The organism is Amycolatopsis sp. NPDC047767 (genome assembly GCF_040704195.1).
Taxonomy (GTDB): domain Bacteria; phylum Actinomycetota; class Actinomycetes; order Mycobacteriales; family Pseudonocardiaceae; genus Amycolatopsis.
In genome coordinates this window covers 171,445-193,121 of record NZ_JBEYSJ010000018.1, presented here as the reverse complement: position 1 = coordinate 193,121, position 21,677 = coordinate 171,445, and the positions used below count along the sequence as shown (strand labels likewise).

At 70.9% G+C, this 21,677-nt stretch carries 25 protein-coding genes; 17 read left to right on the top strand and 8 right to left on the bottom strand.

Annotation, left to right across the window (positions count from 1 at the left end):
• Positions 1-148: 148 nt before the first annotated feature.
• Entirely contained in the window at positions 149-1,945 is a 1,797-nt protein-coding gene (locus tag AB0878_RS29715; RefSeq protein WP_366583513.1) for a long-chain fatty acid--CoA ligase, read from the bottom strand.
• Between the two features lie 114 nt (positions 1,946-2,059).
• Here AB0878_RS29715 and AB0878_RS29710 point away from each other — a divergent pair, with 114 nt between their 5' ends.
• From AB0878_RS29710 to AB0878_RS29685, 6 genes are read left to right on the top strand one after another with little or no spacing between them, the layout of a single operon-like run.
• Positions 2,060-2,488, top strand: coding sequence for a polyketide cyclase / dehydrase and lipid transport (locus AB0878_RS29710; protein ID WP_366583512.1), 429 nt, complete (start codon positions 2,060-2,062; stop codon positions 2,486-2,488).
• 9 nt (positions 2,489-2,497) lie between these two features.
• Positions 2,498-3,292, top strand: coding sequence for a metallophosphoesterase (locus AB0878_RS29705; RefSeq protein WP_366583511.1), 795 nt, complete (start codon positions 2,498-2,500; stop codon positions 3,290-3,292).
• A gap of 27 nt (positions 3,293-3,319) precedes the next feature.
• A complete protein-coding gene (locus AB0878_RS29700) occupies positions 3,320-3,757 on the top strand; it encodes an SRPBCC family protein (RefSeq protein ID WP_366583510.1) in 438 nt (145 codons plus the stop codon).
• A gap of 6 nt (positions 3,758-3,763) precedes the next feature.
• On the top strand, positions 3,764-4,924 hold the full coding sequence (locus AB0878_RS29695) for an ArsA family ATPase (protein WP_366583509.1): 1,161 nt from the start codon (positions 3,764-3,766) through the stop codon (positions 4,922-4,924).
• On the top strand, positions 4,921-5,397 hold the full coding sequence (locus AB0878_RS29690; RefSeq protein WP_366583508.1) for a hypothetical protein: 477 nt from the start codon (positions 4,921-4,923) through the stop codon (positions 5,395-5,397). Before AB0878_RS29695 ends, AB0878_RS29690 begins: the two co-directional genes overlap by 4 nt.
• A 15-nt stretch (positions 5,398-5,412) precedes the next feature.
• Positions 5,413-6,366: an ROK family protein gene (locus tag AB0878_RS29685; RefSeq protein WP_285974727.1), complete on the top strand. Its 954-nt coding sequence runs from the start codon at positions 5,413-5,415 to the stop codon at positions 6,364-6,366.
• Between the two features lie 92 nt (positions 6,367-6,458).
• On the opposite strand, the gene AB0878_RS29680 is transcribed toward AB0878_RS29685, so the two are convergent.
• Both AB0878_RS29680 and AB0878_RS29675 read right to left on the bottom strand, forming a co-directional pair.
• The gene (locus AB0878_RS29680; protein ID WP_366583507.1) at positions 6,459-6,776 is read right to left on the bottom strand and encodes a DUF397 domain-containing protein; all 318 of its coding nucleotides are present in this window, start codon (positions 6,774-6,776) and stop codon (positions 6,459-6,461) included.
• Positions 6,773-7,612, bottom strand: coding sequence for a helix-turn-helix transcriptional regulator (locus AB0878_RS29675; RefSeq protein ID WP_366583506.1), 840 nt, complete (start codon positions 7,610-7,612; stop codon positions 6,773-6,775). Before AB0878_RS29675 ends, AB0878_RS29680 begins: the two co-directional genes overlap by 4 nt.
• A 130-nt stretch (positions 7,613-7,742) precedes the next feature.
• Here AB0878_RS29675 and AB0878_RS29670 point away from each other — a divergent pair, with 130 nt between their 5' ends.
• The 3 genes from AB0878_RS29670 (at position 7,743) to AB0878_RS29660 (ending at position 9,346) form a co-directional block, all read left to right on the top strand.
• A complete protein-coding gene (locus AB0878_RS29670; protein WP_366583505.1) occupies positions 7,743-8,006 on the top strand; it encodes a zinc finger protein in 264 nt (87 codons plus the stop codon).
• 2 nt (positions 8,007-8,008) lie between these two features.
• Positions 8,009-8,419: a hypothetical protein gene (locus AB0878_RS29665; RefSeq protein ID WP_366583504.1), complete on the top strand. Its 411-nt coding sequence runs from the start codon at positions 8,009-8,011 to the stop codon at positions 8,417-8,419.
• A gap of 69 nt (positions 8,420-8,488) precedes the next feature.
• Positions 8,489-9,346, top strand: a complete 858-nt coding sequence (locus AB0878_RS29660) for an NUDIX domain-containing protein (RefSeq protein WP_366583503.1) — start codon at positions 8,489-8,491, stop codon at positions 9,344-9,346.
• On the opposite strand, the gene AB0878_RS29655 is transcribed toward AB0878_RS29660, so the two are convergent.
• The 3 genes from AB0878_RS29655 to AB0878_RS29645 are packed head-to-tail and all read right to left on the bottom strand — an operon-like array spanning position 9,343 to position 11,784.
• Entirely contained in the window at positions 9,343-10,479 is a 1,137-nt protein-coding gene (locus tag AB0878_RS29655) for a glutamate--cysteine ligase (protein WP_366583502.1), read from the bottom strand. The two genes, AB0878_RS29660 and AB0878_RS29655, sit on opposite strands and share 4 nt — an antisense overlap.
• A 10-nt stretch (positions 10,480-10,489) precedes the next feature.
• Positions 10,490-11,020 (bottom strand): hypothetical protein, encoded by a 531-nt coding sequence (locus AB0878_RS29650; RefSeq protein ID WP_366583501.1) that lies wholly within the window; start codon positions 11,018-11,020, stop codon positions 10,490-10,492.
• Entirely contained in the window at positions 11,020-11,784 is a 765-nt protein-coding gene (locus tag AB0878_RS29645; RefSeq protein ID WP_366583520.1) for an alpha/beta fold hydrolase, read from the bottom strand. The genes AB0878_RS29650 and AB0878_RS29645 overlap by 1 nt, the downstream gene beginning before the upstream one ends.
• A gap of 221 nt (positions 11,785-12,005) precedes the next feature.
• Between AB0878_RS29645 and AB0878_RS29640 the strand changes: the two genes are divergently transcribed.
• From AB0878_RS29640 to AB0878_RS29630, 3 genes are read left to right on the top strand one after another with little or no spacing between them, the layout of a single operon-like run.
• A complete protein-coding gene (locus tag AB0878_RS29640; RefSeq protein ID WP_366583500.1) occupies positions 12,006-12,767 on the top strand; it encodes a lysophospholipid acyltransferase family protein in 762 nt (253 codons plus the stop codon).
• 17 nt (positions 12,768-12,784) lie between these two features.
• Positions 12,785-13,273, top strand: a complete 489-nt coding sequence (locus AB0878_RS29635) for a polyadenylate-specific 3'-exoribonuclease AS (RefSeq protein WP_366583499.1) — start codon at positions 12,785-12,787, stop codon at positions 13,271-13,273.
• 24 nt (positions 13,274-13,297) lie between these two features.
• On the top strand, positions 13,298-14,269 hold the full coding sequence (locus AB0878_RS29630; protein ID WP_366583498.1) for a S41 family peptidase: 972 nt from the start codon (positions 13,298-13,300) through the stop codon (positions 14,267-14,269).
• Positions 14,270-14,278: 9 nt separating this feature from the next.
• Here AB0878_RS29630 and AB0878_RS29625 read toward each other — a convergent pair whose 3' ends face one another.
• Entirely contained in the window at positions 14,279-15,370 is a 1,092-nt protein-coding gene (locus AB0878_RS29625) for a 3-deoxy-7-phosphoheptulonate synthase (protein WP_366583497.1), read from the bottom strand.
• Between the two features lie 294 nt (positions 15,371-15,664).
• On the opposite strand from AB0878_RS29625, the gene AB0878_RS29620 reads away from it, so the two are divergent.
• Both AB0878_RS29620 and AB0878_RS29615 read left to right on the top strand, forming a co-directional pair.
• On the top strand, positions 15,665-16,690 hold the full coding sequence (locus AB0878_RS29620) for a 6-phosphofructokinase (protein WP_366583496.1): 1,026 nt from the start codon (positions 15,665-15,667) through the stop codon (positions 16,688-16,690).
• Between the two features lie 91 nt (positions 16,691-16,781).
• Entirely contained in the window at positions 16,782-18,062 is a 1,281-nt protein-coding gene (locus AB0878_RS29615) for a S41 family peptidase (RefSeq protein ID WP_366583495.1), read from the top strand.
• Here the strand turns inward: AB0878_RS29615 and AB0878_RS29610 are convergent.
• Positions 18,059-18,814: an antibiotic biosynthesis monooxygenase gene (locus tag AB0878_RS29610; RefSeq protein WP_366583494.1), complete on the bottom strand. Its 756-nt coding sequence runs from the start codon at positions 18,812-18,814 to the stop codon at positions 18,059-18,061. The two genes, AB0878_RS29615 and AB0878_RS29610, sit on opposite strands and share 4 nt — an antisense overlap.
• A gap of 70 nt (positions 18,815-18,884) precedes the next feature.
• Here AB0878_RS29610 and AB0878_RS29605 point away from each other — a divergent pair, with 70 nt between their 5' ends.
• The 3 genes from AB0878_RS29605 to AB0878_RS29595 all read left to right on the top strand — a co-directional run bounded on the left by AB0878_RS29605 (position 18,885) and on the right by AB0878_RS29595 (position 21,453).
• A complete protein-coding gene (locus tag AB0878_RS29605) occupies positions 18,885-19,226 on the top strand; it encodes a helix-turn-helix domain-containing protein (protein ID WP_366583493.1) in 342 nt (113 codons plus the stop codon).
• A 218-nt stretch (positions 19,227-19,444) separates the two neighbouring features.
• Positions 19,445-20,677 carry a glycoside hydrolase family 18 protein gene (locus AB0878_RS29600; RefSeq protein ID WP_366583492.1) on the top strand — a complete coding sequence of 411 codons (1,233 nt, stop codon included), beginning with the start codon at positions 19,445-19,447 and terminating at the stop codon, positions 20,675-20,677.
• A gap of 110 nt (positions 20,678-20,787) precedes the next feature.
• Positions 20,788-21,453, top strand: coding sequence for a DUF2461 domain-containing protein (locus AB0878_RS29595; protein ID WP_366583491.1), 666 nt, complete (start codon positions 20,788-20,790; stop codon positions 21,451-21,453).
• Positions 21,454-21,677 lie beyond the last annotated feature (224 nt).

Below are 21,677 nucleotides of genomic sequence, written 5' to 3'. Positions count from 1 at the left end.
GCACGAAGTAGCCCACGCTGTCGTCGGCGGTGCCGCCGGTGAGGATCTCGACCTCGGCGTCGCCGATCGGCCCCGGCCGATCCGACCGCACAATCCGGAAGCCGGCTCAAAGGCGATCTCGCACGCCCCGGCGGAGCCGGGGCCGAAATTACCGCTTGTAGAGGGCCTCGATGTCGGACGCGTAGTTCTTGTTCACCACGTTGCGCTTGAGCTTCAGCGAGGGCGTGATCTCGCCGCTCGCTTCGGTGAAGTCCTTGACCAGCACGGTGAACTTCTTGATCGCCTCGGCGTGGGAAACCTGCTTGTTGGCCTCGTCGACCGCCGTCTGGATCTCCTTGAGCAGGTCCTCGTCGGCTGCCAGGTCGGAGACGGTGGCCTGCGCGGGCTTGCCGTGCTGGGTCTTCCAGGACGGGAAGAACTCCTCGTCGATGGTGACCAGCGCGGCGATGAACGGCCGCTGGTCGCCGACCACCATGGCCTGGCTGATCAGCGGCGACGCCTTCATCGTGTCCTCGAGGCCCGACGGCGCGACGTTCTTGCCGCCGGCCGTCACGATGATCTCCTTCTTGCGGCCGGTGATCTTGAGGAAGCCCTCGTCGTCGAGCTCGCCCAGGTCGCCGGTGTGGAACCAGCCGTCGGTGAGCGACTCGGCGGTCGCGGTGGCGTTGTTGTAGTACGCGCCGAACACGACGTTGCCCTTGAGCAGGATCTCGCCGTCGTCGGCGATGCGCACCGAAGTGCCCGCCACGGGCTTGCCGACCGTGCCGACGCGGAACGCGGTCTTGGTGTTCACGTTGGCCGCCGCCGAGGTCTCGGTGAGGCCGTAGCCCTCGAACACCGGCACGCCGATGCCGCGGAAGAAGTGGGCCAGCCGCCCGCCGAGCGGGGCGCCGCCCGACACCGCGGCGACGCACCGGCCGCCCAGGGCCGCGCGCAGCTTGCTGTACACGAGCTTGTCGAACACCAGGTGCTTGGCCCGCAGGCCGAACGCGACGCTGCCCTTGTCCACGGCGTGGCTGTAGTCGACCGCGGTCGCCTCGGCCGCGTCGAAGATCTTGCCCTTGCCCTCGCTGTGGGCCTTCTGCTTGGCCGAGTTGTAGACCTTCTCGAACACGCGCGGCACGGCGACCACGAACGTCGGCCGGAACGTGCCGAGGTCCGCGACGAGGTTCTTCACGTCCGGCGTGTGGCCCAGCGTCACGCGGGCCGACAGCGCGGTCACGGCGATCGCGCGGGCCAGGATGTGGGCCAGCGGCAGGAAGCACAGCAGCGAGTTGCCCTGCTCCATGAGCTCGGGGAACGCCTCGATGTCGGCGCGGATCTCGGCCAGCAGGTTGCGGTGCGTCAGCTCGACGCCCTTGGGCCGGCCCGTGGTGCCCGAGGTGTAGACGATCGTGGCCAGCTCGCCCGCGCCGACCTCGCGGCGGCGCGCGTGCAGGTCGTCGTCGGTGACCTCGGCGCCCAGCGCGGTCAGCTCGTCGACCGCGGGGGAGGCGCCTTCGATCTGCCAGGTGTGCTGCAGGGTGATGAGCCGGTCTCGGATCGCGTCCACGGACTCGCGGTGCGTGTCGGTCTCCACCAGCACGGCTTTGGCGGCCGAGTCGGACAGGATCCAGTGCACCTGCTCGGGTGACGACGTCTCGTAGATCGGGACGGTGACCGCGCCCGCGGCCCAGATCGCGAAGTCGATCAGCGTCCACTCGTAGCGGGTCTTCGACATGAGCGCGACGCGGTCGCCGTGGCCGATGCCGGCGGCGATCAGGCCTTTGGCGACGGCCGCGACCTGGTCGGCGAAGTCCTTGGCCGTCACGTCCAGCCAGGTGCCCTCGACCTGCCGGCGGAAGCTCACGACGTCGGAGAACCGCTCGGCGTTCGCCCAGACGACGTCGGCCAGGTTCTCGTCGTCGGTCACCGGCTTCCCGGCGGGGGCGCTGTATTCGCGCACGTGGACCTCCGTGTTCGACGCGTGCGGTGTTACCCGCCGGTCAACTTAGCTTGCCGTAGACCTTAAGACCACGCCGCGCCGACCCGCCGGACGAGGTCGTGACATTCTGCGCCTGTGAACCCCGGACCACCCGCTCTCGATCTCGTGGACGAGACCTTCATCGTGGTACCGCCGAGCACGATCGCCGCCGCGTTCGCCGACCCGGCCGCCTGGCGGCGGTACTGGCCGGACCTGTCACTTCAGGTGTACACCGACCGTGGCGACAAGGGTTTGCGCTGGACCGTGACGGGTGCGCTCGTCGGTACGATGGAGGTCTGGCTGGAACCCGTGCTCGACGGCACCGTGCTGCACTACTTCCTGCGCGCGACGCCCTCCCGACCCGGCGGTGCGCCGCGGACCCTGACTCCGCGTGAGCTGCGCCGGGAGTTCGACCGGCGGGCCCGCGCGGCGAAGCACCTCGCACTGGAGCTCAAGCACGTCCTCGAGGACGGGCGCGAACCCGGGATCCCGCCGCGGGCCGAAGACCTCGGGACCACTGACTAGGAGGGTCTTGTGCGGGTTCACGTCGTTTCGGACGTGCACGGCAACGCCGACGCGCTGAAGCGGGCGGGTGAGGGAGCCGACGCGCTGGTCGTGCTCGGCGACCTGCTGGACTTCGTCGACTACCGCGAGCACGAGAAGGGCATCATGGGCGCCCTGTTCGGTGCGGACAAGGTCGCGCAGTTCGCGCGCCTGCGCCGCGAGGGCACCCGCGACGAGACGGTCGCCTACTCGCGCACGCTGTGGGCCACGCTCGACGACCCGGCCGCGGCCGTCGACGAGGCCGTGCGCGAGCAGTACGCCACGCTCTTCGCCTCGATGACCGCGCCGACCTACGCCACGCCCGGCAACGTCGACTCGCCCGCGCTGTGGCCCGAGTTCGTCGGCGACGGTGTGCAAGTGCTCGACGGCGAGGTCACCACCATCGGCGGCCTGCGGTTCGGGTTCGTCGGGGGAGCGGTGCTGCCCGAAGGCGTGGTGCCGCGCCCGCGCAAGGGCGCCGCCTGGCGGCCCTACCTGCGGGCCCGCGAGGAGTTCGACGAGGGTGTGGCCAAGCTGTCGGACGTCGACGTGCTCTGCACGCACGTCCCGCCGGCCGTGGCCGAGCTGACGTACGACGTGGTCGCGCGGCGCGCCGAGCTGGGCTCGCAGGCGCTGCTGGAGCTCATCCGAGAGCAGCGGCCACGCTGGTCGGTGTTCGGCCACGTGCACCAGCCGCTGGCCTCTCGGCGGCGGCTCGGTCACACCGAGTGTCGTAACGTGGGTCACTTCAAGGAGACCGGGCAGCCCTACGTGCTGCGCTGGTGACGTGGCTCTCCGGCTACGCTTCGTCCCATGGCCGAGCAGTCCACGCAGTCCATCGAGGTCGACGCCGAGCCCCAACGGGTGATGACGGTGATCGCCGACTTCCCCGCGTACCCGGAGTGGGCGAAGGCCGTCCAGGAGGTCGAGGTGCTGGGCACCGACGACGCCGGACGGGCCAAGCAGGTGAAGCTGACCCTGGACGCCGGGCCGATCAAGGACGTCTACACGCTCGAGTACGACTGGGACACGAGCGGGCTCGGCGTGAGCTGGCACCTGGTCAAGGGCCAGATGCAGAAGGCGCAGAACGGCCGCTACGCGCTCGAAGCGCTGCGTGACGGGCGCACGAAGGTCACCTACACGCTCTCGGTGGAGCTGGCGCTGCCGATGATCGGCCTGCTCCGGCGCAAGGCCGAGAAGATGGTGATGGACACGGCGCTCAAGGAGCTGAAGCGACGGGCCGAAGGCTAGGGCGACATGCGGATCCTGCTGTTCACCGGCAAGGGGGGTGTCGGGAAGACCACGCTCGCCGCGGCCACCGCCACCGCGCTCGCCGGGCGCGGCAGGAAGACCCTCGTGGTGTCCACCGACCCGGCGCACTCGCTCGGCGACGCGTTCGGCGCGGCGCTGGGCCCGGAACCGTCCGAAGTGGACGTCCGCGGCGACGGCTCACCGGCCGGCCTGTGGGCCGCCCAGGTCGACTCCCGCGTGCTGGCCGACCGGACGTGGCCCGAGCTGCGCGACCAGCTGCGCACGCTGCTGGCCGGCGCCGGGCTCGACGCACTCGACGCCGAGGAGCTGACCGTGCTCCCGGGCGTCGACGAGCTGCTCGCCCTCGGCGAGGTGCAGCGCCTGGCCGGGCACGGGCCGTGGGAGACGGTGGTGGTCGACTGCGGTCCGACCGCCGAGACGCTGCGCCTGCTGGCGTTGCCCGAGGCCGTCGCGGGCTACCTGAACAAGGCCTACGGCCGCCGCGGCCGCGTCGCCGGGTCCGTGCGGCGCCTGGCCGCGCATCTGGACTCGCTGCGTGAGCTGCTGACCGACCGGTCCGTGACCACCGTGCGGCTGGTGCTCACGCCGGAGCGCATGGTCGTCGCCGAGGCCCGTCGCACGCTCACGTCGCTGGCCCTGCGCGGCATCGCCGTCGACGGCCTGATCGCCAACCGCCTGATGCCCGCGCCCGGGTTCTGGCGGGGTTCGGCCGCCACCTGGCTGCGCACGCGGCGCGCCCAGCAGGACGCCGTGCTGGCCGAGCTCGCGGGCGCCGGGTTCGGGCCGGCCGACCTCGCGCGCGTCGAGCACCGGGCGAGCGAGCCGGTGGGCGCCGAGGCGCTCGCCGAGCTGGCGCGCGAGCTCTACGGCACGCGGGATCCCTTGTCCGGCACGGGAAAGCCCGTCACGCCGCTGCTGCAGGTCACGCCGGAGGCCGACGGCTTCCGGCTGCGCATCGCGATCCCGCTGCAGCGGGAGTCCGACGTGGACCTCGCCCGCGTCGACGACGACCTGGCGATCACCGTCGACGGCTTCCGCCGGCTGATCGCCCTGCCGGAGACGCTGCGGCCGTGCCGGATCACCGGCGCCGAGTCCGATGCGAATGGTCTGGTCATCAGCCTGGCCGGGAACCGGGGTCGCTCGTGAGCCAAGAGGACGAGCCCGGGTACGCGGCCGAAGGCCTGCGGCTGGCCGAGGAGATCCGCCTGCTCGTGGAGCTGGTGGTGGAGCGGGCCGCGCCGTGGCTGGAAGGCCTGATGGCCGCCGGGCACGGCCGCGACGAGGTCCACGAGCCGTCCCACGACAGCGAGCCGGGTGCTGCGGGGGTGTCCGGGACTTCGGGGTGCGGCTGGTGCCCGTTGTGTGCGATCGTCGCCGTCGTGCGAGGTGAACGGCCGGAGTTCGCCGCCCGGCTGCTGGAGCAGGCGGCGCAGCTGGTGGCGTTGCTGCGGGCGGTGCTCGCGGACCGCTGGGAGCCCGACGAGGGTGTGCACATGCCGGGTTTCCGGCCCGCGCCCCGACCTGCGCCCAGCCCCGCGGACGACCCGGGAGCCGCCGCCCGGGTGCAGCACATCGCCGTCCGCAAGCGGGAAGACTGGCGGCCGGAGCGGGAGAACTGAGTGCTGACGATAGGGGTGGACGTCGGCGGCACGAGTGTGCGCGCCGGTGTGGTGGACGAGCGGGGATCGCTCCTGGACACCGCACGCGTCGGGACACCGAGTGAAGAGAACGCCCTCGAAGACGCCATTGCCGGCGTCGTCGAGGACCTGCGCAACCGCCACGACGTCGCGGCCGTGGGCCTGGCGGTAGCCGGGTTCGTGGCGCGCGACCGCCGGTCGGTGATGTTCGCGCCGCACCTCGCGTGGCGCGACGCGCCGGTGGCCGACCGCATCGAGAAGCGCGTGGGCCTGCCGGTGACGCTGGAGCACGACGTGAACTCGGCCGTCGTCGGCGAGCACCGCTTCGGCGCGGCCCGCGGCGCGCAGGTGGCGGCGCTGGTCGCGCTCGGCACCGGCATCGGCGCCGGGCTGCTGCTCGACGGCGAGATCTACCGCGGCGCCTACGGCGTCGCCCCCGAGCTGGGCCACCTCACCGTGGTGCCGGGCGGGCGCGCGTGCCCGTGCGGCAAGTACGGCTGCTGGGAGCGCTACTGCAGCGGCACGGCGCTGGCCGCCACCGCCGTGGAATTGCTCGCGCGCTACCCAGGCCGCTCGACGGTGCTTTCGCGCGAGGTCGCGGGCGACCCGGGCTCGGTCACGGGCCGCCGCGTCGCCGGCGCCGCCCGCGACGGCGACCCCATCGCGTTGCGCGCGATGGCCGAGCTGGCCAAGTGGCTCGGCGAAGGGTTGGCGCTGGTCGCGGACGTGTTCGACCCCGAGATCATCGTGATCGGCGGCGGCGTGTCCGAGTCGGCGCCGCTGTTCCTCGACGAGGCCCGCGAGCACTACGCGGGCGCCATCACCGGCGCGCGCTACCGCCCGCTGGCTCGCATCCGCACCGCCCACCTGGGCGACGACACCGCCATCGTCGGCGCCGCGGCCCTGGCCCTCGACGCGGCCAAGGCGCCGGTCGCCGAGGTCGCCGGCTGACGCTGTCGCCGGCTGACGCTGACGTTCCCTGGACGCGGAAGTGCCCCAGCACCGTCGGGATGCTGGGGCACTTCCACCGCAAACCGCAACGGTCAGAGGCGTTCCAGGAACGCCCGCCACGCCTCCCCGGCGATCAGCAGGGAGCCGCCCTCGCGGTCCTTGGAATCGCGCACACCGGCTTCTTCGGAAAGCGTGCAGACCTCGACACACTGACCTTGCTGGCCGCTGTAGGACGACGTCCGCCAGACACCGTTCAGGAACGCCCGCCAGGCGTTCCCGCCGATCAGCAGGGAGCCGCCGTCACGGTCCTTGGAGTCGCGCACACCGGCTTCCTCGGAGCGCGTGCGTACCTCAACACACTCGCCCTGGCTGCCGCTGTAGGACGACGTCCGCCAAGCACCTTCGTTCATCCCGTTCGCTCCAACTCATCCGCGATTTTCGCGATGGCTCGCACCGAAGCGACTGCGCCCATCGCGTCACGACGAATCCTCTCCGCCGCTTCGACGTAGTCTTTCACGTCGCGGGTGTTGGTCAGGGTCGTCGAAGAGCGGTACTGCTCGACATGGACCACCGTCGTCGAATCCGAGCGGATGAGGTCAAAGCCGCCTTCCCGCGCCGGGTGATAGCCCAGCCGGAATGGCAGCAGCTGAATCGAGATGTGGGAAAGCTCGGCTATCTCGCAGAGATCGCGTAGCTGCCTCACCGCAACATCGGGCGGGCATGCCGGGTACCGGATCGCCTGCTCGCCGATGACAGTTTCGTACCGCGCGCTGCCGTCGAGATGCCTCCGCCGTCGTGCTGCTCGCAGTTCGAGCTTGCCATCGATCTCGGCTTCCGGCATGTCACCGTCGACCATCATCACGCGGGTGTACTCCGGGATCTGTAATGGTCCGGGAATCAGCGACGGCTGATACGAGAAGATGTCATTCGCGACCGATTCGTACTCGGTGACCACCACCAGGTCCCGGGCGATGCCGGGGATCAGCCAGTTCGGGTCGGTTCCGTCGCGGAAGAGGCGAAGCGCCTGGCTGGTCTCCTCGCTCGTGGCGCCGGTGACCGTCAAGGTTCGCTCCAGCTCGGCTTGTTCCTCGAAGCCGAGTTCTCCGCGCTCACGGCGCGAGATGTGTGAGTGCGAGCGGTTCACCAACTCGGCCACTTGCGGCTGAGTGAGACCGGCGCGCTTGCGAATCTTGCGCAACAGGACGCCGAGTTCGACCTGCCGGGGTGTCGCACGTGTGCTGGGCATGCACAAACCCTATCAGTACATGTGCACCCCGTTCGGGTGTATTCAATCATCTGGCCTTGCCAGTTGTGCATGCACAGAAGAAACTCGTCACGAGCAAAGAATTGGTGGTCGATCAGCTGGGGAGGGCTCCATGTACGTGTGGCAGCAAGCGGAAGGACAGCGTCACGCGAGAGCGGCCGTGCACCTCGGCTCGCTCGATGCCGGGGCGACGTTCGCGGCCTTGTGCGGCTCGGAGCCGACCGTCGGGGAGAACGACATCCACAGCCCCGGCAAACCCTGGCTCGACCCGACTTGCCCGCCGTGCGACGCGGCTTTCCGTCGCGCGCTGGGGATTCCGGACGCGCGCCCGGATGTCGCGTCGCGCCCGGCCGGACTCTCGAAAGCGCGGGGCTGACCATGACCGCACGACTCCGCCTCGCGGGCGAGGGCCCGCAGAACGATCCCGGTGCCGCCGCGCCCGACGCCACGCGCACCTCCCCGTCCGCACCACCTGGGGACGCCTCGACCCCTGTCGCCACGTCGGGTGGCGGCAGGGCCACCGCGTCCCGGGGCACTCGTGAACCCCGGCCGGGTGCCCCGGGACTCACCGCCGGTGACCAGCGCGTGCTGCAGGAACTCCTGGACACGGCCGACTCCGTGACCTACGGCCTGTCGATCCGCCTGGCCGGGGTGGTCTTCCGGATCCGGGAGAACCAGCCACCGAGCCGGCTCGAACTGGAGCTGCTGCGCAAGCGCGCGAACCGGCTGAAGGACAACCTCGACGCCTGCACGGCGTTCGTCACCGAACGGCTCGGCGAACGCGGCTGACGATCACGGTCCTGCACCAGGAGGCTGCGTCCGGCGGCCTTCCTGTGGAAGGCTGGCCGGGTGACGCCGATGACCGCCAACCGCTTCGTGCGGTGTTCGTGCGGACGGCTGCACTGGGGTGCGCACGGCGCGGCCGGGCTGCTCCTGTCCGATCCCGCCCGCGGGGTTCTCCTTCAGCGGCGGGCCTGGTGGGTGCACAACGGCGGCACCTGGGCCCTGCCCGGCGGCGCGCTGGAGACGGGCGAGACCGTGCGCGAGGCGGCGGCCCGCGAGGCGTGGGAAGAGGCAGATGTGCCGAAGACGGCGTTCCGCGCGCTGTCGGCGTCGGTGCTCGACCACGGGACCTGGCGGTACACCACCGTGCTGGGTGTCGCCGACGGTTCGCTCGACGCGCGCGTGGCCAACCAGGAGAGCTCCGAGCTGCGCTGGGTCGCGCCCGAGGACGTGGCCGAGCTGCCGTTGCACCGCGACTTCGCCGAGTCTTGGCCGGGACTGCGTGAACAGCTCGGCCGTGAGGTCGTGCTGGTCGTCGACGGCGCCAACGTGGTGGGCTCCCGGCCCGACGGCTGGTGGCGCGACCGCCGCGGCGCGGCCGAACGCCTGCGCGACCGGCTGGCGAAGCTGGCCGAGCGGGGGATCGCCGACGCGATCGCGGGCATCGGCGCCGGGCCGGCGTGGGAGTGGTGGCCGCGGGTGGTCCTCGTCGTCGAAGGGCAGGCGCGCGGCGTCGATCCGGTCACCGGCGTGGAGATCGCGACGGCTCCGGCCGACGGCGACTCGCACATCGTCGAGGTCACCGCGCGGGCCCGGCCGGGCGACCACGTCGTGGTGGTCACGGCCGACCGCGAGCTGCGGTCCCGGGTCACCGCGCTGGGCGCGTCGATCATGGGCCCGGGCACGCTGCTGCGCGAACTGGACGCCGGCTAGCGCGCGATCCCGTCGCGCATCTCCGCGACCAGCGAAGCGACCACGGCTTTGAGGGAACCGTTGTGCTGCTTGGCCACCGCGCGCTGGCGCCGGTAGCTCGGGCCGTACTTCAGGATCGTCTCGACGTCGCGCAGTTCGGCCGCACAGCCGAGCCGTCGCGCGACGGGTTCGAGTTTCTCCAGCAGGTCGGTGAGGTCGTCGGTGACGAGCCGTTCGCGGCCGGCGGCGTCGAGGATGATGATCGCGTCCGTGCCGTAGCGGGCGGCGCGCCACTTGTTCTCCTGCACGTGCCACGGCGGCAACGTCGGGAGCCGCTCGCCGTGGTCGAGGCGCGTGCTGAAGTCCTCGACGAGACACTGCGTGAGCGCCGCGATCGCGCCGACCTCCTCCAGCGTCGGCAGGCCGTCGCACACGCGCATCTCGATCGTGCCGAAGTGCGGCGCGGGCCGGATGTCCCAGCGGATCTCGGAGAAGTGGTCGATCACGCCGGTGGTGAACATGTCGTCGACGTAGTGCTCCAGCTCGGCCCAGTCGCGGAACTGGAACGGCAGCCCGGCGGTGGGCAGCTGCTGGAACATCAGCGCGCGGTTCGACGCGTAGCCGGTGTCCTCCGCGCCCCAGTACGGCGAGGACGCCGAAAGCGCCTGCAGGTGCGGCGCGTAGTTGAGCAGCGCGTCGAGCACCGGCAGCACCTTGTCGCGGTGGTCGAGGCCGACGTGCACGTGGACGCCGTAGATCAGCATCTGCCGGCCCCACCACTGAGTACGGTCGATGAGCTTGGCGTAGCGCGCCTTGTCGGTCACCTTCTGCCGGTACCAGTTGGAGAACGGGTGCGTGCCCGCCGAGAACAGCTCCACGCCCAGCGGGTCGGTGACCTTGTGCACGACGTCGAGCGACTCGGCCAGATCGGCCTTCACCTCGGCGACGGTGGAGCAGACGCCGCTGATCACCTCGATGGTGTTGAGCAGCAGCTCCTGCTTGATCTTGGGGTGCTCGTCGGCGCCGTCGGGGCGCACCGCGTCGAGGATCCGTTCCGCGACCGAGGCCAGCTCGCCGCTGCGCCGGTCCACCAGGGCCAGCTCCCACTCCGCGCCGATCGTCGAACGCCGCGAAGGACTGAAGTCGATCCGCATACCCGCCCGGTCAGACCTGGGCGCCGTTGGTCGGGTCGGCACCCGGCGGCGGGCCCTGGCGCACCCGCAGCAGCAGGAGCGCGATGGCCGTGGCGAGCGCGAGGATGCCCAGCGGCGTCGCCAGCGCGGGCCCGACGCCGATCAGGTTCGGCACGATCAGCAGCAGCAACCCGACCACGAAGAACAGCAGCACCACGAACGCGCCCTTGCGCGGACGCGGCAGCGGCGGCGGCTCCGGCGGCACGAAGTGCTCGTCGTCCTCGGCCGGGTCGTCGCTGAACATCGTGGCGTCCCACGTGGTGCCGCCGGTACGCCAGTTGTCGGCCTCGGGTGCCTTCTCGGGCTTGTCGGGCTTCGGGTCGGTCTTGGCGACCGGCGGCGGGGACGGGTCGCCGGCCTGTTCGCCCGCCGTGTCGTCGGCGAGCTCGAGCGCGTCCTCTTCGAGGAACAGACCCACGCCCTCGGCACGCAGGTCGGCCACGATCTCGGCGAACGTGGCGTCGACGTCCTCGGGCCCGTCCGTGCCTTTCCCCCGGGTCATCAGGCACCCACCTGTCCCGCCCGCAGCGCCCGGGCGAAGTCGACACTGCGGCTGAAGATCAGTTCCGCGTCGTTGTCCTGAGTCGCGACGTGGAAGCTGTTCTCGAGCACCACCTCGGTCACGTCCGTACTGGCGACGCCGGCCAGCACGATCCGCGAGTTCTCGGGCTCCACCACGTGGTCGACGCGGGAGTGGAGCAGCAGCACCGGCTGCGTGACCTTGCCCAGGTCGGCGCGCACGATCTTCCACAGGCGCGCCAGGCTCGCGGCGGCGCGCACTGGCGTGCGCGGGTAGGCCAGCTCCGTGACGCCGGGCTTGGCGATGTCGTTGGCGATCGCGGGGATCGACGGGATCACGCGCGCGAGCAGCGGCAGCACCTTCGCGTCGGCGCTCAGCCGCGTGACCGACGGGTTGACCAGCACGATCCCGGCGATCCGGTCGCCGAACTCCTCGGCCAGCCGCAGCGTGAGCGTGCCACCCATCGACAACCCGCCGACGAACACGGTGTCGTTTTCGGCCAGCAGGGCGAGCAGCTCTTCGCGGACGGCGCCGTACCAGTCTTGCCACGTGGTCCGGTTCAGGTCCTGCCAGCGCGTGCCGTGGCCCGGCAGCAGCGGGCAGCGCACGCTGAACCCGGCCTCGGCCAGGTGGTCGCCCCAGGCCCGCAGGCCGGCCGGCGTCCCGGTGAAGCCGTGGCACAGCAGGAACCCGGCCCCGGAGGAACCGGTGTGGGCGAACGGTTCCGCGCCGGCGAGCACGCCCATGACGAACGCCCTTCCGATCGAAGCGGTGTAGGTCTTCCATGCTCTCACGGTCGAGTGGTCTTGTGGGGCCCCGGCCGGTGCCCGGAACTGCCTGGTACCGCTGTGAGATCGATCGCTGCCACCCAGTAGCGGCTCGTCCCGCATTGTGCGCACACCTGGAGGTTTCGTAGGCTTGACCACTGGGAACTCGGACGTCGAGCCTCGGGAAGGACTAGAGCGCGGTGCTGTACTGGCTCATGAAGTTCGTGTTCATCGGACCACTGCTCAAGACGCTGTGGCCGACGAAGGTCGTCGGCGCCGAAAACATCCCGGAGGACGGCGGCGCGATCCTCGCCGGCAACCACCTGGCCGTGGCCGACTCCTTTTTCATGCCGCTGCGCGTGAAGCGCAAGGTCACGTTCCCGGCGAAGTCGGAGTACTTCACCGAGCCGGGCTTCAAGGGCCTGCTCAAGAAGTGGTTCTTCACCGGCGTCGGCCAGTTCCCCATCGACCGCTCCAGCGGCAACGCGGCGCAGGCCGCGCTCGACACCGCCATCCGCCTCGTGAAGCAGGGCCACCTGCTCGGCATCTACCCCGAGGGCACGCGCTCGCCCGACGGCCGCCTGTACAAGGGCAAGACCGGCGTCGCCCGCATCGCGCTGGAGTCGAAGGGCGTGGTCGTGCCCGTCGCCATGGTCGGCACGGACAAGGTCAACCCGATCGGCTCCAAGATGTGGTGGCCCCGCCGCCTCGAGATCCGCTTCGGCGCGCCGCTCGACTTTTCCCGCTACGACGGCCTGGCCGGCGACCGCTTCATCGAGCGTTCGATCACCGACGAGATCATGTACGCCCTGATGGAACTCTCGGGCCAGGAGTACGTGGACATCTACGCGGCGAAGGCCAAGGAGCTGCTCGCCGCCGAGGCCGCGGGCGCCAAGCCGAAGGTGCCTGCACAGCCGTCGGGCCGCGACGCCGACCGGGTCCCGGAGACCAAGGCCGGCTAGGCCACTAGAGTTCACCGGTGCGTTTTTTCTACGACACCGAGTTCATCGAGGACGGCGTGACGATCGACCTGGTTTCGATCGGTGTCGTTGACGAGCGCGGCCGCGAGTTCTACGCCGTGTCGACCGACTTCGACCCCGCCAAGGCGGGCCCGTGGGTGCGCGACAACGTGCTGCCCAAGCTGCCCTCGCCCGCGGACCAGGCGTGGCGCAGCCGTTCCCAGATCCGCACCGACCTGCTCGAGTTCTTCGGCAAGCCCCCGGGCGGCATCGAACTGTGGGCCTGGTTCGCCGCCTACGACCACGTCGCGCTCGCCCAGCTGTGGGGCCCCATGCCGGCGTTGCCTCGCCAATTGCCCCGCTTCACCCGTGACCTGCGCCAACGCTGGGAAGACGCGGGCAAACCGAAGTTGCCTTTGGCGCCCACGGATCAGCACGACGCGCTTGCCGACGCGAAACACAACCTGCAACGCTGGGAAGTCATCGAGCCGGCGTTCCGGCGCCGCTGAGTTTTTCGCGGCTGGGGGTCGTCAATGCGCCGGGTGCTTGCCGGGTTCGTGGTGCTGGTGTTGGTGCTCGGCATGGTCACCGCCGCGGCGGCACCTCAGCCCGATCCGGCGCGCGATTATCTGCTCAGCGCCCTTGGCCTGCTCCGCGCTCACTCGATCGACCGGGACTTCGTCGACTGGCCGGCTGCCGAAGCCGAAGCTCTGCGCGAAATAGCCGGGGTGACAGCGTCGGCGGGCACGTATTCGGCGATCCGCACGGTGATCTATCAGCTGGGCAACCCGCACACCAGGCTGATCGATCCCGCCCAGGCCGTTCCTGCTCCTCCGGCGACCATCGAGGTGCCAAGCAGCCGGACCCACGGTGACCTGGCCGTGCTGACGGTGCCCGAGTTCCACTTGAACCCGGCCGCGGAAGGCCGCTACGTCGCCGCGGGGGTGGCCGCGGTCCGCTCCGCCGACGCGAGCCGCCCGTGCGGCTGGATCGTCGACCTGCGCGGCAACGACGGCGGCGACATGGTGCCCATGCTCACGGTCGTCGCGCCGCTGCTGGACGAGGGTGTCCTGGGCTCGTTCAAGGGCCTCGACGGGGCCGGCCCCTGGATCCTGCGTGCGGGTCGGGTGCTGGTCCCGGGCCGGTCGGCGGTCGACCCGGTGAATCCGCTGCGGTTGGCCGGCCCACGCCCACCGGTGGCCGTGCTCACCTCCGCGCGCACCGGAAGCTCGGGCGAGGCGACACTCATTGCCTTCCGAGGCCTCACCCGCGCGTCCGTTTTCGGCCAAGCCACCGCAGGTCTCGCGACCGGTAACGAGGTCGACCGCCTCAGCGACGGAGCCGAACTGGTAATCACGACGGCGCAGGAAATGGACCGGACCGGCCGCGTCTACGGCAACACCCCGATCCAGCCCGACCACCCGCTGCCCGCGGCCGCGACCACCGACGAGGTGATCGCGGCCGCGTCAGCGTGGCTCCACACCCAACCCGGCTGTAGCCGCTGACCGGACGGGTCAGCGCCGAGCCCGCACCGCACCAGCCAACGTGTCCAGCAGATCCGCCGTCGTGTCCCAGTCGAGGCACGCGTCGGTGATCGACTGGCCGTACGTGAGCTCCGAAGCGTGCCCCAGCACCAGCTTCTGGGCGCCCGCCGTCAGGAAGCTCTCCATCATCAGCCCGACGATCCCGCGTTCTCCCGAGGCGATCCGGTCGGCCAGCTCCAGCACGACCTCGCGGGAACGGACGTGGTCCTTGTTGCTGTTGCCGTGGCTCGCGTCGATGATCACGCGTTCGGGCAGGCCCGACTTGGCCAGCCGGCCGAGGGTCTCGGTGACCGAGGCGGCGTCGTAGTTCGGGCCCTGGGAGCTGCCGCGCAGGATGACGTGGCAGTCGGGGTTGCCGGAGGTGGTCAGCAGCGCCGCGAGGCCGTCGGTGTTGATGCCCGGGAACACGTGCGACGCGGCGGCCGCGCGGGTGGCGTCCACCGCCACCTGGATGTCGCCCTCCACCGAGTTCTTGATGCCCACCGGCATCGACAGCGCGCTGCACATCTGGCGGTGCACCTGGCTCGCGGCCGTGCGCGCACCGATGGAGCCCCACGTGACGATGTCGGCGATGAACTGCGGCGTGATCGGGTCCAGGAACTCGCAGCCCACCGGCAGGCCGAGCGCCGACACGTCGAGCAGCAGCTTGCGGGCCAGGCGCAGGCCCTTGTTGACGGCGAAGGTGCCGTCGAGGTCGGGGTCGTTGATCAGGCCCTTCCAGCCCAGCGTGGTGCGCGGCTTCTCGAAGTACACGCGCATCACGATGTGCAGGTCGGCGCGCAGTTCTTCGGCCTTGGCGGCCAGCTTGTGGGCGTACTCGATCGCGGCTTCCGGGTCGTGGACCGAGCACGGGCCCACGACCACGGCGAGGCGGTCGTCGCGGCCGTCGAGGATGTCGACGGTCTCGGTGCGGCCGGCGTGCACGACCTTCGCCACGGCGGCGTCCACGGGATGGTCTTCGCGCAGTAAGGCGGGGGAGATCAGCGGGCTGATCGACGTGGTGCGCTGGTTGTCGAGGGTGCTCGCGTCGGCGGGCCCGGCGGTCAGCTGCGGGGTGGTCACGGCGGGTGGGTTCCTTCCTGGTGGACACCGACCCGCGGGAACTCGCCGAGCCGGTTTTCGAATCCGGCTCGGGGTGGGGGCTCAGCGCAGGTTCACGCCGCCGTGCCCACCCGGGGCCGGCTTCGTAAACCAGAAATAGCGCTGCACGCCGATCAAGTTAGCACACGCGGCCGCCGCCGGGGCGCGAGGACCGATTCGCCAGGTGGTACGCCCTGCACCGATCCAGACGATTGCCGCTACTCTGGCGGCGAAATGTGACTGCGATCTCCAACGTGACGAAGACGGAGGCAAGAGATGCGTGTCGGTGTGCTGACGGGTGGCGGTGACTGCCCGGGCCTGAACGCGGTGATCCGCGCGGTGGTCCGCAAGGGCATCGAGGTGCACGGCTGGGACTTCACGGGCTTCCGCAACGGGTGGCAGGGGCCGCTCACGGGCGAGAGCAAGCCGCTGGGCCTGCGCGACGTCGAGGACATCCTGACGCGCGGCGGCACGATCCTGCGCTCGTCGCGGACCAACCCGTACAAGGTCGAGGGCGGCGTCGAGAAGATCAAGGCCGTGCTCGCCGAGCAGGAGATCGACGCGCTGATCGCGATCGGCGGCGAGGACACCCTCGGCGTCGCGAAGCGCCTCACCGACGACGGCATCGGCGTCGTCGGCGTGCCCAAGACGATCGACAACGACCTGGGCGCCACCGACTACACGTTCGGCTTCGACACCGCCGTCTCCATCGCCACCGAGGCGATCGACCGGCTCCACACCACGGCCGAGTCGCACCACCGCGCGCTGGTCGTGGAGGTCATGGGCCGCCACGCCGGCTGGATCGCCCTGCACTCGGGCCTCGCCGGCGGCGCCAGCGTGATCCTGGTGCCGGAGCGCCACTTCTCCGTGGACCAGGTCGTGGAGTGGGTCGAGCGCCGCTTCGAGAACGAGTACGCGCCGATCATCGTCGTCGCCGAGGGCGCGCTGCCCGAGGGCGGCGAGGAGAAGCTGGTCACGGGCGAGAAGGACGCCTTCGGGCACGTCCGCCTCGGCGGCATCGGCACCTGGCTGGCCGACGAGATCGCCCACCGCACCGGCAAGGAGTCGCGCGCGGTCGTGCTGGGCCACGTGCAGCGCGGCGGCACCCCGACCGCGTACGACCGCGTGCTCGCGACCCGCTTCGGCCTGCACGCCGTGGACGCGGTGGCCGACGGCGACTTCGGCGTGATGGTGGCGCTGAAGGGCACCGACATCGTGCGCGTGAAGCTGTCCGAGGCGACCGCCGAGCTGAAGACGGTGCCGCTGGAGCGTTACGAAGAGGCCGAAGTCTTCTTCGGCTGAGTCGTTCCGCGCCGGGTGGGGCCAGCCCCACCCGGCGTGCGGGGGTACGCGGGATTCCCGGTCGCGGTTGTGGATCATTACGGTCGCTGCCATGCGCATTCTCTTGGCGGGCTTGGCTTTTCTCTCGGCCGTGGTGGTTCCCTCGTCCGCTGTGGACGGTGTGTGGCGGACCGAGGGCTACGGGCAGCTCGTGCGGATCTCGGGTGGCCGGCTGACCACCTACGACGTCACCGCGGTCAGCTGCCTGCCGGGCTCGCTGACCGGAACCGGAGACGGGACCACGTTCGCCACGAACGAAGGCACCGTCGCGACCGTCCGAGGCGGCACGCTGAGCTTCGACGGTGACCTGGGTGTCCGGTCGCTGCACCGCGTGCCAGGCGGGCTGCCCGTTGCGTGTTCGGCGCCGCCGGACCGGAGTCCGCTGGCCACGTTCGACGTTTTCTGGCACACGTACGCCGAGAACTACCCGTTCTTCGCGGCCAAGGGCGTCGACTGGCCGGCTCAGGGGAGGGCGGCCCGCGCCGAGGTCGCCGCGCACCCGGACCGGCTGTACGACGTCCTTTGTGGACTGATCACACCGCTGCACGACGCGCACGTCGGCCTGCTCACGCCGGATCGCCGCTGCACCTCGACGCGGCCGGGCACGCCGGACCCGTCGATCATCCCGCGGGCGGTCGCCGTCACGGATGCCGCTCTCGGCGTTCCGGTGCGGAGCTGGGCGGAGGGCGCGATCACGTACGCGGAACTGCCGGGCGGCGTCGGTTATCTGCGGATCACGGGTTTCCAGGGCTACACGGACACCTTCGCCGGCGACCGGCAGGTCCTGTCCGGCGCGCTGGACGAGATCTTCACCCCGTCGCGGGTCCGGTCGCTGCGCGGACTGGTGCTGGACCTGCGCGCGAACGGCGGTGGCGCCGACCCCCTGGGCCTGGACGTCGCGGCGCGGTTGACCGACACACCGCACTTCGCCTACGCCAAGCGCGCCCGCGACGGTGCCGGTTTCACCGTTCCCCAGCCGGTTTTCGTGCACCCGTCAACCGGACCGCACTACACCGGTCCGCTCGCCGTCCTCGTGGGGAGCCTCGACGTGTCGGCGGGGGAGACCTTCACCCAGGCCCTGCTCAACCGCACGCCTCGGCCGGTGCTGATCGGCGAGAACACCCAGGGCGTCTACTCCGACACCATGGACCGCACCCTGCCCCAGCCGGGCTGGACGGCCGTCGTGCCCCACGAGGAGTACCTCGACCCGCACGGGCGCACGTACGACGGTGCCGGCATCGCGCCGGACATCCGCACGCCGGTGTTCACGCCCGCCGAGCTCGCGGCCGGCAGCGACACCGCCCTGGCCACGGCTCGGCGGCTACTCGGCTAGGACCCTTGCCACGGCGGCATCGTCCAGTCCCAGTGCGGTACCGGTTCGTCCGTCGCCGGTTCGGCGCCGGGCGCGGAGAACAGGACGGCCAGCCGGCTGCCCCACTCCAGGTACCCGGCGAACGCGGCGCGGAACTCCGGGTCGGCGGGCAGGCCGGTCTCGTCGGCGGCGTCGAGCAGCAGCGAAACCCACCGGCGGCGCTGCTCCTCGGTGATCCCGCGGCCGAGGTGCCGGCCGATCATGTGCGGGTGCCCGCCGTGCTGGGCGGTGTAGTCGGCCGGGCCGCCGAGCACCTCGCCGAGCCAGACCGCGACGTGCTCGGCGTGGTGGGCGTCCATGCCGCGGAACACCGGTTCCAGCAGCGGGTCTTCGGGCACGCGCCGGTAGAAGGCCTCGGTCAGGCGCCCGAGCGCGGGGGCGCCGCCGGCCCATTCGTACAGCGTGGGCGGGCGCGGGCCGCTGACGGCCGTCGGCTCGTAGTGGCGCATCTCGTCGAGGTCGCCGACGTAGTCGCGGATCGCCGCGAAGAACGGCGGGAAGTGCGGGCCGCGGCGGAAGCCTTCGAGGTGCGCCTCGGCCGAGGTCCAGCGGATCGCGAGCACATAGCGCGTAGGGTCTTCGACGCAGCGGCTGAGGTCGTAGCCGACGCACTGGGGCGCCTTCTCGAGCGAGCCGGCCGCGTCGGCGTACGCGGCCTCGAACGCCGCCGCACGGTCGGGCGGGATGGTGTAGCGCAGGTATTCCACAATCATGTGGCCAGCAGAGCGCACCCGGCGCGGGCGGGCAACCACGTACTTTCCAGTGCGTAGCGAGGAGGCCGTGATGGCGGGCAGGCGGTACTGGTGCCCGGTGGAGCTCACCGTCGACGTCATCGGCGGCCGCTGGAAGCCGGTGATCCTCGCGCACCTCAAGGAGGGCGTGCACCGCTACGGCGAGCTGCGCCGCCGCATGCCGGGCATCAGCGAGAAGATGCTCACCCAGCAGCTCCGCGAGCTCACCGCCGACGGCCTCGTGCACCGCCAGTCCCTCGACGGCCGCGTCCCCCACGTCGAATACCGCCTCACCGCGGACGGCGAAGCCCTCGGCCCGGCGCTCAACGCCCTGTACGCCTGGGGCGAACGCCGTGCGGCGGCCGTGGGGATCACGTTCGAGACGCCTGCCTGACGCGTCCGGCTCGGCCGCCGCACAGACCGCCAGACGCAGGTGGTCGCCGCACCGTCACCAGGTCGTCCTCGCTCCGCGCGTGATCGACATCAGTGGTCGAATTGTCCGGTTGATTCCCTGGACTGGACCATTGACCTATTGGTCTAGTCCACTTACGGTGTGAGAGTCCCCACTGTCCCCGTTCGGTCACCTGGTGTGACTCCCCGAAGGGAGCCGGCATGTCCCGTCCGCGCAGGAAGAGCTTCTTGGCGCTCGTCAGCCTGGCCAGCGTCGCACTCGCCTTGGCGGCCGTGGCCGCCCCTGTGTCCACCGCCGCCACAGCAGCGCCGGCCGCCCCGCAGGCGTCGGTCGGGAAGGTGGTCGGCTACTTCACCGAGTGGGGTGTGTACGACCGCAACTACCACGTGAAGAACGTCGAGACCTCCGGCTCCGCCGCGAAGCTCACGCACATCAACTACGCGTTCGGCAACGTCACCAACGGCGGCTGCGCCATGGTCGACACCTACGCCGACTACCAGAAGACCTACGACGCCGCGGGCAGTGTCGACGGCGTGGCGGACACGTGGGACCAGCCGCTCGCGGGCAACTTCAACCAGTTGAAGAAGCTCAAGGCCAAGCATCCCGGCCTCAAGGTGCTGTGGTCGTTCGGCGGCTGGACACTGTCCGGCGGCTTCGCCCAGGCCGCGCAGAACCCCACCGCGTTCGCGAACTCCTGCTACAACCTCGTGAACGACCCGCGCTGGGCCGGCGTGTTCGACGGCATCGACATCGACTGGGAGTACCCGAACGCCTGCGGTCTGAGCTGCGACTCCAGCGGTCCGGCCGCGTTCAGGAACCTGATGTCCGCGCTGCGCGCCAAGTTCGGCTCGTCGAAGCTCGTCACCGCGGCGATCACGGCCGACGGCACCAACGGCGGCAAGATCGACGCCGCCGACTACGCGGGCGCCGCGCAGTACGTGAACTGGTACAACGTGATGACCTACGACTACTTCGGCGCGTTCGCGGCACAGGGCCCGACGGCTCCGCACTCGCCCCTGACCTCCTACGCCGGCATCCCCACCGCCGGCTTCTACTCCGACGCGGCGATCCAGAAGCTGAAGAGCAAGGGCGTGCCGGCGTCGAAGCTGTTGCTGGGCATCGGGTTCTACGGCCGCGGCTGGACCGGCGTCACCCAGAGCGCGCCCGGCGGCACGGCCACCGGCCCGGCGAAGGGCAAGTTCGAGGACGGCATCGAGGACTACAAGGTCCTGAAGTCGAGCTGCCCGTCGACCGGCACGATCGCGGGCACCGCGTACGCCAAGTGCGGGTCGAACTGGTGGAGCTACGACACCCCGTCGACGATCGGCGGCAAGATCAGCTACGCGAAGCAGCAGGGCCTCGGCGGCGCCATGGTGTGGGAGCTGTCCGGTGACACGGCCAACGGCGAGCTGGTGACGGCCGTCGCGAAGTGATCGCTTCCGGTGCGGCCGGCGGCGCAGGGGCGCGCCGGCCGCACCGGGTCCCCAGGCACCGACCCGCTCCGGCGGAGAAACTGTCGGTGGGGCGGATTATCGTGCTGGGCGTGAAGTTCACGGGATTCGGTGAGTACGCCGTCGATTTCTACGACGGGCTCGAGGCCGACAACTCCAAGTCCTATTGGGACCAGCACGTCGCCACCTACAAGTCCGACGTGCGCGAGCCGATGGAGGCCCTGCTCAAGGAGCTGGAGCCGGAGTTCGGCGAGGGTTTCGGCGAGGGCAAGGTGTTCCGGCCCTACCGCGACGTGCGCTTCGCGAAGGACAAGACCCCGTACAAGACGCACTGCGGCGGCGTCATCGAGTCGGGCCGCGGCGGCGGCGCCTACTACGTCGAGCTGAGCCCCGCGGGCCTGCGCGTCGGCGGCGGCTGCTTCCACCTCGCCTCCGACCAGATCGCCCGCTTCCGCACGGCCGTCGACACAGAGCTCCACGGCCCCGCCCTGGAACAGATCCTGGCCAAACTCGAGCGCGCCGGCTTCGACATCCTCGGCGACCGCCTCAAGTCCCGCCCCCGCGGCTTCGCCGAGGACCACCCCCGCCTCGACCTGCTGCGCTACCGCTCCGTGTACGCCGCCCGCTCCTGGGAACCCGCCGACTTCCTCCACGAACGCGAGGCCTTCGACCGCGTCCGCAAGTCCTGGCGCCAGCTGCGCGCCTTCAACGAGTGGGCCCGCGACCACGTCGGGCCGAGCGAACAGCCGCGCCGCTAGCCCCGGTCAACGGGGGAGCGAACTGCCGGACCGGAGGGGCGGTGCGCGGAACGGCCACGCGACCTCTCGGGCGGCCGCCCAACGTCGGTTCGGGCTGCCGGCTCCGAAGTTGCCGGCGTTGGGAGGTTTTGGGCCGCCGAGCCGGGCTTATGACGAACAGGCGCGCCGCTAGGGCTGGTCAGCGGGAGTGGCAGACCTTGCCTCGATATCGCCGCGGGACTGGG